Raw genomic sequence first — 11,733 nt, forward strand, 5'->3', positions numbered from 1 at the left:
CCCGCGCGTCCTGAACTCCATCGCGGCTGGCGTGCCCCACACGGAAGGGGGCCGGTCGGGGGACGCCACAGTGGCGGGACGCCGGATCAGAGGAGCCGGATCAGACGCCGCTCGACCGCGGCCGTGACGGCGGCGGTACGCGTGTCCACGCCGAGCTTCCCGTAGATGTGCACCAGATGGGTCTTGACCGTCGCCTCGGTGATGAAGAGCCGCCGGGCGATCTCCCGGTTGCCCGCGCCGCCGGCCAGCAGCTCCAGGATTTCGACCTCACGGGCGCTCAGCGCCGAGCCCGGGTCGCGCATCCGCTCGATCATCCGGGTCGCCACCTTGGCGGACAGCACCGTCTCGCCCCTGGCCGCGGCCCTGATGCCCTGGAACAGCTCCTCGGGCGGGCACGCCTTGAGCAGATAGCCGGTGGCACCGGCGTCGACGGCCCGCATGATGTCCGCGTCGCTCTCGTACGTCGTCAGCACCAGGACCCGCGGCGGCGAGGGCAGCTCCCGGATCCGCCGGGTGACCTCCACGCCGTCGACGCCGTCGCCGAGTTGCAGGTCCATGAGGACGACGTCCGGCTTCCGCGCCGCGATGCCGCGCAGCGCCTCGCCTCCGTCGGCGGCCTCGCCGACGATCTCGATGTCGTCCTCGCCGCCGAGCAGCGCCACCAGCCCCGCCCGGACCACCGGGTGGTCGTCCACCAGAAACAGCCTCATCGCGTCTCCATCCGACCCGTCGCACCGTCCGCGACGCCTGTTCGTCCGCTGTGCCGGCGCTCGGTGGGGACTGTGGCCGCGACCGCCGTCCCCTCGCCGGGGACGCTTTCGACGACCAGGACGCCGTTCACCTCCGCCAGCCTGTCGCGCATCGCCCGCAGCCCGTATCCCCGGCCCGGCGCGGGGGTCGGCGCGGCGAAGCCGACGCCGTCGTCGAAGACGTCCAGCGTGACCTCGCCGTCGAGGTAGGACAGGGTCACCGTTGCCGTGCCGGCGCGTGAGTGGTCGCGGACGTTGGCCAGCGCCCCTTGCGCCACCCGGAGCAGCGCCGCCTGCACGTCCGGCTCCAGCGCGTACGGCCCGCCTTCCTGGCGGAAGCGGACCCGCGACCCGGCGGCGTCGCCGGCGCTCGCGCAGAGCCGGGCGAGCGCCTCGGGCAGTGAGACGTCCACCAGGCCCGGGGGCTGGAGGTCGCGGACGAACCGCCGGGCCTCGTCGAGGTTCTCCGCGGCGGCCGCGGCCGCCCGCCGTATGTGGGCGCGGGCCAGCTCGGGATCGGACGCCCACACCCGGTCGGCGGCCTGGAGGAGGATGCCCATGCTGGTCAGCCCTTGCGCGAGGGTGTCGTGGATCTCCCTGGCCAGCCGCTCGCGCTCCTCCAGGACGCCGGTGCGGTGCCGGGAGTCGGCCAGCGTCCCCCGGGTGCTGATCAGGTCGTCGATGAGGAGCTGCCGGGCGGCGCTCTCGCGCTGGAGCTCCCAGAAGATCACCGCTGTCATGGCGGCGATGCCGATCGGCGCGAGGACCAGGCTGAGATCCACCTCCCGGGCGATCGCGAGCTGGGCCGCGATCACGACCAGCGTCAGGGCGGCGGCGGCCACCGCGAAGCCGCGTGCGTTCAGCGACCGCAGACACAGGAAGAGCAGCGGAACCGCGCACCAGCTGAACGACGGCGCGAGCACCACGAGCGCGAGCCAGACCGCCGCCACTCCTCCCAGCCAGACGAGACGCCTCCGCCCGAGGCGGCTCCAGAGGGCGACGCCGAGCGCGTAGGCCAGAGCGAGCAGGCCGGCGACGGCCAGCGAGGCGACCGTACGCGGTCCCATGTCGTGCCGGGACACCAGCCGCAGGGCGGAGGCGGCGAGCAGCAGGTAGAACCCCGCGTGCATCGCCCGGTTCAGCCAGCCACGCTCCCTCATCGCACTCCCTATCGGTTCGCTCCGACACTTTCCGCCACCGAGGATCCGCCCCGCCGCTGCGGCGGCGCGTCAACCGATCGGTTGACCGCCGTCTCAGCCGACCGGCGCCAGGGAATCGCCCATGCTCGCGATGCCCTGCGGCGACACCCCTGGAAGCCTTGAGTGCACCCGACCTCACCACGCTGAACTGGAGAAACGATGACTGGTTCCCTCCGCACCCGCCTGATCGCCGGCTCTCTCGCGGGGTTCGCCGTCATGGCCGGCGCCATCGGCGCCGCACCCGCCCAGGCCGCCCCCGCGGAGAACGGTCGCGCCGCGCAGGCCGTCGTGCAGACCGGTTGGCTCTCCGCCGACGCCGCGCTGACGATCGCCGACGCCGCGATGAAGGAGGCCGTCAAGCAGAAGCAGCGCGTCACGGTGGTGATCGTCGACCGATCCGGCGCGACCCGGCTCGTGCTGAAGGGCGACGGCGCGGGCCCGCAGACGGAGGAGTCGGCCCGGCGCAAGGCCTTCACCGCGGTCTCCTTCGGCAGGACGACCAGCGAGCTGGGCAAGGGCGTGACCGGCGGGGGCCCGACCATCGCCGACATCCCGGGCACCCTCTTCCTCGGCGGCGGCGTGCCCGTCGCCTCCGGCGGCGCCCCCATCACGGGCATCGGCGTCGGCGGAGCGCCGAGCGGCGACATCGACGAGGCCATCGCCCAGGCGGGCCTCAAGGCCGTCGCCGGCCGGCTCCGCTGAGAAGCCCGCCGCGAACGGTCGGCGAGTGGGAGAACGGTCACGCATGACACCGTTGAGGCGCCGGACGACACGGGTCGTCCGGCGCCGCGTCCGATGGTGGGAGCGCGGAAGAACGATGTGGATGAAGCGCCGGGCGATCCTGGTCTCCGGGCTCGGCCTGCTGCTCGCGGCCTGTGGCGGCCGCACGGTGAGAGGAGAGAGTGTGCTCAACGAGGAACTGCTGGCGCGCGCCGGGCGCGGTGACGCCGCGGGCGTCCGGGACGCGCTCGCGTCCGGGGCCGACGTCGAGGCCCGCGATGGGCTGGGCCGTACCGCCCTGCTGCTCGCCGCGGCGGCCGACCACGTCGAGGTCGCCGACGTGCTGGTCGCGGCCGGCGCGGACCCGAACGCGCGGGACTCCCGGCTCGACACGCCCTGGCTGGTCACCGGCGTCACCGGAAGCGTCGCGATGCTGAACGCCCTCCTGCCCGCCGACCCCGACCTGACCGTACGCAACCGCTACGGAGGCGTCTCCCTCATCCCCGCCTGCGAGCGCGGGCACGTGGACTACGTCCGCGAGGTGCTGAAGACCGGCATCGACGTCAACCACGTCAACGACCTCGGCTGGACCGGCCTGCTCGAGGCCGTCATCCTCGGCGACGGCGGCCCGCCCTACCAGGAGATCGTCCGGCTGCTCGTCGCCGCGGGCGCCGACGTCGACCTCGCCGACCGCGACGGCGTCACCCCGCTCGGCCACGCCGTCGCCAAGGGGCAGACCGCGGTGGCCGGCCTGCTCCGCGCCGCCGGGGCACACTGACCCGCCGCCGGCGGCCGCGGCCTTGATGCTCGGCGCGCGGGCACCGCGAACCCGTTCAGGGGAAGGCGCCGTGCGGCCGCGCCCGCCGGTCGGCGAGAGCATCGCGGGCTACCAGGCCTGTTGGACGCCGGGCTCGGGGGCGGGCAGGCCCGCCACCGGGCAGCCGTCGGTCGCCACGACCCGCCCGGCGTGCATCACCATCAGGCGCCGGGGGTGCGCGGCCACCGCCTCGGCGACGCTCGCCGCCGCGACGGCGACGAGGTCGGCGCGGCTGCCCGGCTCCAGCCCATAGCGGTCCAGGCCCAGAGCGGCGGCGGCCTCCGTGGTGACGAGCGAGGCCGCGACGCGCAGTTCGTCGTCGGTCATCAGATCGCCGCGCAGGCCGATGATCGTCGCCCGCTCCAGCATGTCGCCCGTGCCGTACGGCCACCACGCGTCGCGGATGTTGTCGGACCCGGCGAAGACCCGGACGCCCGCCTCGCGCAGTCGCAGCACCGGCGGCATCGACCCGGCGGGGCCGTTGGTGAGGATGGACACGCCCGCGGCCGCGAGCGCCGAGGCCGTACGGGCGAGCGTGGCGTCGGCGACCTCGCCCAGGCAGTAGGCGTGGCTCACCGTCACGCGGCCACCCAGGCCGAGCGCGGCGGTGCGGGCGGCGATGTCCCGCAGCTGCCCGGCCCCGATCTCCCCCGGATCATGCAGGTGGATGTCGACGCCGACGCCGTGCCGCTCGGCGAGCCCGAAGACGACGTCGAGCTGCCCGTCCACGTCGCCGTCGAAGCCGTGCGGGTCGAGGCCGCCGACGAGGTCGGCGCCGTCGCGCAGCGCCGCGTCCAGCAGATCGGGCACGCCGGGCGCGGTGGTCACCCCGCTCTGCGGAAACGCGACGATCTGTACGGTCATCAGGTCGCGGACGCGTTCGCGTACCTCGAGCACCGCGTGCAGGTTCGCCAGGCCGGCCTCGGGATCGACGTCGACGTGGGACCGGATGTGACCGGTGCCGTGCCCCACCATGCGATGGGCCAGCCGCAGGGCGCGCTCGGCGACCGGGACGGCGAGCCCCCGCCGGATCCGCAGCTCCGCCTCGACCCGCTCGCGGATCGTGCCGCCGGGGATGTGCGGCTGCCAGGGCGCTCCGAGGAACGTCTTGTCCAGGTGGGAGTGGCCATCCACGAAGGCGGGGAGCAGCAGCGCGCCGCCTAGGTCCACACGACCGTCGCCGACATCTCCGGCCGCCCGGACGCCCTCGATGGGCGCCCCGCCATCCGAGGCGCGTTCGTGGATGGACGCGATGAGGCCGTCGCGGAGGAACACGTCGGCACGCCGGCCGTCCGGGAGCGTGACGTCGGCCAGCACCGAAGGGCGAGAACGGCTGCTCTGCATAGGGGCTCTCCCGGGGCGTGAGGGTGGGCGATTCGGGCGTGCGGGATCGCGAACGCCTGTTACTGGTATACCAAAATCCAGGCTAGCCGGTCCCCGGGACGACCGGTCACCACCCGGACGCGCGGCATGTGGATCTCCCGCCGCCTCCACTCAGGCGGGGGCGTAGCCCCGGGCGCGGACGTGGTCGGCGACAACCGCGGCGAAGGCGCGGGCGGCGGCGCTCTGGTAGGCGTTTTCGCGCCGGAGCAGGGTGACGGTGCGGGTGGGCAGCGCCGGCGCGAGCGGGATCGGGCGCAGGGCCGGGTGGTCGTGGGTGACTGCGTCGGGGAGGACGGTGGCGACGGAGCCGCGCTGGACGATCTCGATCAGGGCCTGGACGGAGTTGGCCTCCACCACGACGCGCGGGCTGACGCGCTGCCGCCTGAAGTACGCGTCGATGTGCCCTCGGGTGGCGAACTCGCCGCTGAGGAGCGCGAGCCGGCGCTTGGCGAGATCATGGGCGGGCATCGGCCGGACCTGCTCGCCGTCGGAGTGGTCGGCGCCGACCACGAGACTGAGCGTCTCCGTGAACAGCGCCGTGCCGCTGACGCCGGGCAGGTGCTGGCCGTCGAACGCGATCCCGAGATCGAGCTCGTCGGCCAGCAACCCCGATTCGATGTGGTCCTGCGTCATGTCCTTGACGTCCAGGGTGATGCCGGGGTGGCGGGCGTGCATCTCCGCGATCAGCGGCCCGACGAGATAGGCGGTGAACGTCGGGGTCACCGCCAGCCGCAGGCTGCCGCGGGAGAGGTCGGCCACATCGACGACGGCGCGTTCGGCCGCGCTCAGGTCCCGCAGGGCGCGCCGGGCATAGTGGACGTACGCCTCGCCGGCGTCGGTGAGCCGTACGCTGCGGCCGCTCCGGTCCAGCAGTTGCACCCCCACGACGCGCTCAAGCTGCTTGATCTGCTGAGACAGGGTGGGCTGCGAGACCCGCAGATCCTCGGCGGCGCGGGTGAAGTTGCCGTGCTCGGCCACGGCGATCAGATAGCGCAGATGACGCAGTTCTGGGGCCACGACACCAACTATAGGCGCGACCTATAGAGGTCATGGCTGTTTCGTCTTGGACACTATCGATGCACGTCATGCATGGTGGATGACGTCAGACAAGGAGACCTGCCCCAACCGAAGGGAGGGACCGTGCAGGACCTCGAACAGGGGGTCGCGCGTTTCCGGCGGGACGTCTTCCCCGCCAAAACGGAGCTGTTCACGCGCCTGGCGACCACCCACCGACCCGCGACCCTGTTCATCAGTTGCTCGGACGCCCGCGTGGTGCCCGAGCTGATCACCCAGAGCGAGCCCGGCGAACTGTTCGTCATCCGTACCGCCGGCAACCTCGTGCCCGCCTACGCCCCCGGCTCCGCCGACGGCGTCGCCGCCGGCATCGAGTACGCCGTCGCCGTACTGGACGTCTCGGACATCGTGGTATGCGGGCACTCCGGCTGCGGCGCGATGACCGCCGTGGCCGACGGCCTCGACCCCGCCGCGCTGCCGGCGGTCGCCGGGTGGCTGCGGCACGCGGACGCCTCCCGGGCGCGCACCACCGCGGAGGGCGGCGCGGGCACGGTGGCCGCTCTGGTTCGCCAGAACGTGCTCGCGCAACTGGCGAACCTGGCCACCCACCCCTCGGTGGCACGGGCCCTGGCCGGCGAGACGGTCGCCCTGCACGGCTGGATCTACGACATCGGCACCGGGACCGTGGAGGAACTGGACGCCACCGGCCGCCCCTCCGCTCTCGCGGTCTGACCCGCCCCACGCATGAGGTCCCGCCGCCGTCCGGCGCCTCGGGATCGACACCCACCACCCGTACACGGAAGGAACCACTCCCATGGCACACGCCCAGTTGGACCCCGGCGCCCGTCAGGCTCTGGCCGCCGTCGCCGTCGAGGCCAAGACGAACAAGGATCTGACCTGGCAGCAGATCGCCGACGCCGCCGGCCTGTCGGTCGCCTTCGTCACCGCCGCCGTGCTCGGCCAGCACGCCCTGCCCGCGGACGCGGCGAAGGCGGTCGCCGGGCTGCTCGGCCTGGACGACGACGCGGTGACGCTGCTGCAGACCGTCCCGACCCGCGGCTCCATCGGCGGCGCCGTCCCCACCGACCCGACGATCTACCGCTTCTACGAGATGCTCCAGGTCTACGGCACCACCCTGAAGGCCCTCGTCCACGAGCAGTTCGGTGACGGGATCATCAGCGCGATCAACTTCAGGCTCGACGTGCAGAAGGTCGCCGATCCCGAGGGCGGCGAGCGCGCCGTCATCACCCTCGACGGCAAATACCTGCCCACCAAGCCCTTCTGACCCGATCTCCGAGACCGGGGCGGGCCGGGCGGGTCTCCTTCACATCCATCAGGCCCACCCCACCGTTCGTTTTCCGCCATCTGTCGGCGGGCCCCGTTTCCCACATGGAGGACGTCCCATGGACTTCGCACAGCGCACCATCGACCTCGCCCGCAGCAACGTCACCGAGGGCGGCCGTCCGTTCTCGACCGTCATCGTCAAGGACGGCGAGATCCTGGCCGAGAGCGCGAACAAGGTCGCCCAGACCTCCGACCCGACCGCGCACGCCGAGATCCTCGCCATCCGCGAGGCGTGTACGAAGCTGGGCACCGAGCACCTGGTCGGCACGACCGTCTACGTCCTCGCCCACCCCTGCCCGATGTGCCTGGGAGCGCTGTACTACTGCTCTCCGGACAAGGTCGTCTTCCTCACCACGCGCGACGCCTACGAGCCCCACTACGTGGACGACCGCAAGTACTTCGAACTCGGGACCTTCTACGCGGAGTTCGCCAAGGACTGGGACGAGCGGCGCCTGCCGATGCGCTACGAGCCGCACGAGGCCGCCGTGGACGTCTACCGCCTGTGGCAGGAGCGCAACGGCGGCGAGCGGCGCGTGGCGGGCGTTCCCACCGCATAGCGGTCGGCGCCGGGGCGGCGCCGGGCGATCCGACCTGCCGGCAATCCGCCATCGGATGACTTGGCGGGCGGCTACCGACGGCGAATCGCAAGCAGCTCCGGGAGGCGAGCCGGCCGGCTCATCCCTGCCCGGGTCCGACCGATGTTCCGGAGGGCGGCACGGCGGCCCCCATCGCCGACGCGACCTTCCGCATGATCCGCGTCATGGACGTCAACTCTTCCGGGCTGAAGTGGTCGATCAGGAAGGCGCGGACGACGGCCAGGTGACCCGGCGCGGTCTTCTCCAGGCAGCGCACTCCCTCACTGGTGAGCACCGCCATGACGCCCCGCTCGTCCGAGGGGCAGGCGACCCGCTCGACCAGCCCGATCTTCTCGAGCTGGCCGACCTGGTACGTGAGCCCGCTCTTGGAGACGACCACCAGGCGGGCCAGCTCGGTCATCCGCATCCGCTGGTCCGGGGCGGACGAGAGCCGGGCGAGGATCTCGTACTGCGGGTGGGTCAGCCCCGAGTCGGCCTTGAGCTGTTCCTCGATTCGGCGTTCCAGCAGGTGCGACGCGGTCAGGTAGGCCAGCCAGGCGTCCATCTCCCGCGCGTTGAGCCAAGGGGGTTCCGTCACTCCCCCAGTCTACGGTTTGTTCAAATTTGAACCAGCCGCTAGGTTTGGTGCAAATTCGAACGAAAGGACCTCCATGCTCGCGCGGATTCGACCCGTCGCCCTGCTGATCGGCCGGGTCGGCATCGGGATCATCTTCCTCGTCCACGGCTGGCAGAAGCTCACGACCATGGGCTTGTCCGGCACCACGGCGTTCTTCGAGCAGATCGGAATCCCCTTGCCCGGTCTGGCGGCGCCGGCGGTCACCGTGCTGGAGCTGGCCGGCGGCGCCGCCCTCATCCTCGGCGCCGCCCTGCCGGTCGTCGGGACCCTGCTCGCGCTCGACATGCTCGGCGCGATCGCCTTCGTCCACGGCGGGAACGGCTTCACGGTGGACAAGGGCGGCTACGAGTTCGTCCTCGCCCTCGCCGTGGCGGCCCTGGCGATCGGCTTCAGCGGAGGCGGGACGCTCGCCCTCGACGCCCTCTGGGGGAGGCGCGGCCGGTCGGGCGCGTGAGACGAACCGCGACGGCCTCCGATTGTCGTGACGATTTCTCCACGACAACCGGAGGCCGTCTTATCGATCAAGCCCGGCCCGTGTGAGCCACACGGGCAGTGGGCGGGCAGCGTCCCTGGATGCCACGGCGGGCCCGGCCGAGCGATTCTCGGGCGAGCCGCGCACGGCGTACGAGCCGGCGCCCGCCTCGACATGGCCGGCCGGAACATCGCGACCACCGGGCGAACCGAATGCCTGCCCCGGGTGAGGTGAGAGTCCCGGCCGCGCGCCGTGCCGAGCACTCGGACGGCCTTCCTGGCCGAAGTCGCGACCGTGGCCCCGGCTCCCTCGCCGCGTGACGGCCGTCACATATGCTCGTCCCTGTCCTGACCAGGGACGTCGGCTCTCCGCCGAGCGCGCTCTGCCATGAAGCCGTCCCGACGGACCTACGCGGTGTCGTGACGGCGTGGGCGAGGCGTCTCCGGCCCGATCCGCGACCAAGGAGTTCCGTGCTCGTCAAGCGTCTGCGTGTGCCGGCGGTCCTCGTCGTCGCGACGGGCCTGCTCGGGGTCGCCGCGCGTACGCCGCTGGTCACCGAGCACGACCTGCGCGCCGACGAGGCCGTGAAGACGCTGCGCACCCCGGCCCTGACGCTGATCGCCGACGCTCTCAACTACGCCTTCATCCCCCTGGCCGGGTTCGCGACCGTCGTGCTCCTCGCGGTCACGCTCGCCCTGATGGGACGCGCCCGTACGGCCGTGCTCGTCACCCTGATCGTCACGATCGGCTGGGCCACCGGCTCGGTCTTCAAGCGGATCATCGCCCGGCCCCGCCCGCCGGCGGCGGGCCAGCTCGTCCACTTGATCGGTCACGACAGCTTTCCCAGCGGGCACGTCACCCTGACGCTCTCACTGGTCGTCGCCGCGGCCTTCCTCGCCGCCGGCACCCACCGCTTTTCCCTCGTCGTGTCCGTCGGGGCCGTCCTGGTGGTCGCGCAGGCGTTCGCGCGCGTGTATCTCGGCGTCCACTACCCCACCGACGTGATCGGCGGGATGCTGGCCGGCTCCGCCGGAACCTCGGCCGTCATCGCGCTGCGGGACAGCGTCGATCGCTGGCTCGGCCGGGTGCCGCTCCCCCTCGGGCGCCCGGCGGATCGACGGCGATCCGGGAACGCGGGCGACGACACCTGATGACCCCGTCCGGTCCCGGTGAGGCGGCACCGCCGACGGCGACGTCGGCGGTGAGCTCGACCACGGATCGTTCGTCGCCGCCTACGGAGGCCGGCGAGAAGGTCGTCCGGGCGGGGATCCGTGGAGCGGCCGTGGCCGGCGGCTCCTACGCCGGGGCCAGTATCGTGGCAGCCGCGCAGCCCCGGTGTCGTGCTCGCCGCCGTCTGCGGAGCCCGCGGGCGCCTACGTCGGCGGCGTCGTCGGCGGCCTGGCGGGCGACACGTTGATCGCAGGCTACGACAAGCTGCGCGGCCCGGCGATCAGCGTCGCCAAGTCGGTCGGCTCCGGAATCAAGAAGGGATGGCACCGTCTCTTTGGATGAGAGCAGCGTGGCAGTGGGGTACCCGCACGCGCCGGTGTGGGTGGTGCTCGTCACCGCCCTGCTGGCGATCATCGGGTTCGTCAACCACGTCCGGTTCGTCCGCGGCGGGCCGGAGAGCTCCTGGGCGTGCCGCTACTTCGACGAGGACAACGCGAAGGAGTGGCGCAACCTGCCCTTCGCCCAGCTACCCGGTGCGATCATGCTGTCCATGTGGGCGATCATGTCCGCCTACACCTGGGTCTCGGGGCAGGAGACGCTCGACGCCCTCATGGGCCTGTTCATCTTCGCCTCGCTGGTGTTCGGCGGGATCGCGGTGAAGCGGCTGTACCGGCCGCCGCGCCGCGCGAAACCGCGGTGGCTGGTCGAAGCGGAGACCCGCCACGACCACTGAGAGCGTCCCACCGCCGGTGGCGTCCGCCGCCTGACGCCCCGGCGAGGGATGGCGTGGCTGACCGGTGATTCGGTCTGTCATTCCAGCGTGGTACGGACGCCGAGGCCGAGCGGAATCGCACCGGCCGGCCCGGCAGCGCGCGGACGCGCCGGACAAGCCGCCCAGGCGCTGCCCGCCATGGCGGGATGGCGGCGGCACACCGCGCAGCCACCCGGTAAACCCCGGCCCGGGGTAGGACGTAACGGGCCTGGTGCTCGGGGGCGGCCGCACACACCTGGCGGACCGGGCCTGGAGTGGGCGCGGTTCCTACGCGGTCCTCGACATGCCTTTCGCCTGCCACGTGTCACGCAGTGTCTTCAAGGCACCGCCCCAGGCGAGGAGCTCGTCCAGCATGGCGGTGACCGTATCGGCGTGGTGGGCCGCTGGGGTAAGGACGTGGAAGTTCTCGAAGTCCGTGGCCAGGGACAGCGCGATCTGGGTGCGTACGTCGGCGACGTGCAGTTCACCCATGATCAGGCGCAGGTGCTCCACAGCTCGGACACCTCCCGCACTGCCATAGCCGACGAAGGCGGCGGCTTTGTTGTTCCATTCGGCGTACAGGAAGTCGATGGCGTTCTTCAGTACGCCTGACGTCGAGTGGTTGTACTCGGGGGTGACGAACACGTACGCGTCAAAGGACGCGATCTTGTCGGCCCAGGCCCTGGTGTGCGCGTTGGCGTAGCGGCCCGTCGCCGGTGGCAGCGCCTCGTCCAGGTGCGGCAGGTGGAACTCCTTGAGGTCGACGATCTCGAACGAGGCGTCGTCCCGTCCGGCCGCCAGATCGTGAACCCAGCGTGCTACGGCCTCGCCGTTGCGTCCCGGGCGGGTGCTGCCGATGATGATGCCTACTTTGATCATGAATACGTCCTTGGTGGGTTCGA

General features: G+C 72.2%; 15 protein-coding genes. 9 read left to right on the plus strand and 6 right to left on the minus strand.

Annotation, left to right across the window (positions count from 1 at the left end; all coding sequences use genetic code 11):
* Window positions 1-86: 86 nt before the first annotated feature.
* Both AWQ68_RS19980 and AWQ68_RS19985 read right to left on the minus strand, forming a co-directional pair.
* Window positions 87-710 (minus strand): response regulator, encoded by a 624-nt coding sequence (locus AWQ68_RS19980; protein WP_066942399.1) that lies wholly within the window; start codon window positions 708-710, stop codon window positions 87-89.
* Window positions 707-1,909, minus strand: coding sequence for a sensor histidine kinase (locus AWQ68_RS19985; RefSeq protein WP_066942400.1), 1,203 nt, complete (start codon window positions 1,907-1,909; stop codon window positions 707-709). The genes AWQ68_RS19980 and AWQ68_RS19985 overlap by 4 nt, the downstream gene beginning before the upstream one ends.
* Window positions 1,910-2,107: 198 nt before the next feature.
* Between AWQ68_RS19985 and AWQ68_RS19990 the strand changes: the two genes are divergently transcribed.
* Both AWQ68_RS19990 and AWQ68_RS19995 read left to right on the plus strand, forming a co-directional pair.
* A complete protein-coding gene (locus AWQ68_RS19990; protein WP_066942401.1) occupies window positions 2,108-2,650 on the plus strand; it encodes a GlcG/HbpS family heme-binding protein in 543 nt (180 codons plus the stop codon).
* 121 nt (window positions 2,651-2,771) lie between these two features.
* A complete protein-coding gene (locus AWQ68_RS19995) occupies window positions 2,772-3,446 on the plus strand; it encodes an ankyrin repeat domain-containing protein (protein ID WP_084464203.1) in 675 nt (224 codons plus the stop codon).
* A gap of 108 nt (window positions 3,447-3,554) precedes the next feature.
* Here the strand turns inward: AWQ68_RS19995 and AWQ68_RS20000 are convergent, their stop codons facing one another.
* Together AWQ68_RS20000 and cynR are read right to left on the minus strand one after the other, a co-directional pair.
* Complete coding sequence (locus tag AWQ68_RS20000; RefSeq protein ID WP_084464204.1) at window positions 3,555-4,829, minus strand: amidohydrolase family protein; 1,275 nt, start codon at window positions 4,827-4,829, stop codon at window positions 3,555-3,557.
* Window positions 4,830-4,979: 150 nt separating this feature from the next.
* Entirely contained in the window at window positions 4,980-5,885 is a 906-nt protein-coding gene (gene cynR / locus AWQ68_RS20005; protein ID WP_066942402.1) for a transcriptional regulator CynR, read from the minus strand.
* Window positions 5,886-6,008: 123 nt separating this feature from the next.
* Here cynR and AWQ68_RS20010 point away from each other — a divergent pair, with 123 nt between their 5' ends.
* From AWQ68_RS20010 to AWQ68_RS20020, 3 genes are all read left to right on the plus strand, one after another.
* Window positions 6,009-6,614 (plus strand): carbonic anhydrase, encoded by a 606-nt coding sequence (locus AWQ68_RS20010; RefSeq protein WP_066942403.1) that lies wholly within the window; start codon window positions 6,009-6,011, stop codon window positions 6,612-6,614.
* An 82-nt stretch (window positions 6,615-6,696) separates the two neighbouring features.
* On the plus strand, window positions 6,697-7,167 hold the full coding sequence (cynS, locus tag AWQ68_RS20015) for a cyanase (RefSeq protein WP_066942404.1): 471 nt from the start codon (window positions 6,697-6,699) through the stop codon (window positions 7,165-7,167).
* Between the two features lie 118 nt (window positions 7,168-7,285).
* Window positions 7,286-7,783 (plus strand): nucleoside deaminase, encoded by a 498-nt coding sequence (locus tag AWQ68_RS20020; RefSeq protein WP_066942405.1) that lies wholly within the window; start codon window positions 7,286-7,288, stop codon window positions 7,781-7,783.
* Window positions 7,784-7,901: 118 nt separating this feature from the next.
* On the opposite strand, the gene AWQ68_RS20025 is transcribed toward AWQ68_RS20020, so the two are convergent.
* Window positions 7,902-8,399 carry a MarR family winged helix-turn-helix transcriptional regulator gene (locus tag AWQ68_RS20025; protein WP_066942406.1) on the minus strand — a complete coding sequence of 166 codons (498 nt, stop codon included), beginning with the start codon at window positions 8,397-8,399 and terminating at the stop codon, window positions 7,902-7,904.
* Window positions 8,400-8,472: 73 nt separating this feature from the next.
* On the opposite strand from AWQ68_RS20025, the gene AWQ68_RS20030 reads away from it, so the two are divergent.
* The 4 genes from AWQ68_RS20030 to AWQ68_RS20040 all read left to right on the plus strand — a co-directional run bounded on the left by AWQ68_RS20030 (window position 8,473) and on the right by AWQ68_RS20040 (window position 10,813).
* The gene (locus AWQ68_RS20030) at window positions 8,473-8,892 is read left to right on the plus strand and encodes a DoxX family protein (protein WP_066942407.1); all 420 of its coding nucleotides are present in this window, start codon (window positions 8,473-8,475) and stop codon (window positions 8,890-8,892) included.
* A 488-nt stretch (window positions 8,893-9,380) separates the two neighbouring features.
* On the plus strand, window positions 9,381-10,061 hold the full coding sequence (locus tag AWQ68_RS20035) for a phosphatase PAP2 family protein (protein ID WP_066942408.1): 681 nt from the start codon (window positions 9,381-9,383) through the stop codon (window positions 10,059-10,061).
* A 184-nt stretch (window positions 10,062-10,245) separates the two neighbouring features.
* Complete coding sequence (locus AWQ68_RS42605; protein ID WP_157545501.1) at window positions 10,246-10,422, plus strand: hypothetical protein; 177 nt, start codon at window positions 10,246-10,248, stop codon at window positions 10,420-10,422.
* A gap of 7 nt (window positions 10,423-10,429) precedes the next feature.
* A complete protein-coding gene (locus AWQ68_RS20040) occupies window positions 10,430-10,813 on the plus strand; it encodes a hypothetical protein (protein ID WP_157545503.1) in 384 nt (127 codons plus the stop codon).
* 306 nt (window positions 10,814-11,119) lie between these two features.
* Here AWQ68_RS20040 and AWQ68_RS20045 read toward each other — a convergent pair whose 3' ends face one another.
* A complete protein-coding gene (locus AWQ68_RS20045) occupies window positions 11,120-11,710 on the minus strand; it encodes an NADPH-dependent FMN reductase (RefSeq protein WP_066942410.1) in 591 nt (196 codons plus the stop codon).
* Window positions 11,711-11,733: the final 23 nt, after the last annotated feature.

This window comes from Microtetraspora fusca (assembly GCF_001570365.1).
In the GTDB taxonomy this organism is placed as follows: domain Bacteria; phylum Actinomycetota; class Actinomycetes; order Streptosporangiales; family Streptosporangiaceae; genus Microtetraspora; species Microtetraspora fusca.

Excerpts from the sequence above, each read along its gene's own strand:
- AWQ68_RS19980 (WP_066942399.1), bottom strand. The coding sequence starts at position 710 with ATGAGGCTGTTTCTGGTGGACGACCACCCGGTGGTCCGGGCGGGGCTG.
- AWQ68_RS19985 (WP_066942400.1), bottom strand. The coding sequence starts at position 1,909 with ATGAGGGAGCGTGGCTGGCTGAACCGGGCGATGCACGCGGGGTTCTAC.
- AWQ68_RS19990 (WP_066942401.1), top strand. The coding sequence starts at position 2,108 with ATGACTGGTTCCCTCCGCACCCGCCTGATCGCCGGCTCTCTCGCGGGG.
- AWQ68_RS19995 (WP_084464203.1), top strand. The coding sequence starts at position 2,772 with ATGAAGCGCCGGGCGATCCTGGTCTCCGGGCTCGGCCTGCTGCTCGCG.
- AWQ68_RS20000 (WP_084464204.1), bottom strand. The coding sequence starts at position 4,829 with ATGCAGAGCAGCCGTTCTCGCCCTTCGGTGCTGGCCGACGTCACGCTC.
- cynS (WP_066942404.1), top strand. The coding sequence starts at position 6,697 with ATGGCACACGCCCAGTTGGACCCCGGCGCCCGTCAGGCTCTGGCCGCC.
- AWQ68_RS20020 (WP_066942405.1), top strand. The coding sequence starts at position 7,286 with ATGGACTTCGCACAGCGCACCATCGACCTCGCCCGCAGCAACGTCACC.
- AWQ68_RS20030 (WP_066942407.1), top strand. The coding sequence starts at position 8,473 with ATGCTCGCGCGGATTCGACCCGTCGCCCTGCTGATCGGCCGGGTCGGC.
- AWQ68_RS20045 (WP_066942410.1), bottom strand. The coding sequence starts at position 11,710 with ATGATCAAAGTAGGCATCATCATCGGCAGCACCCGCCCGGGACGCAAC.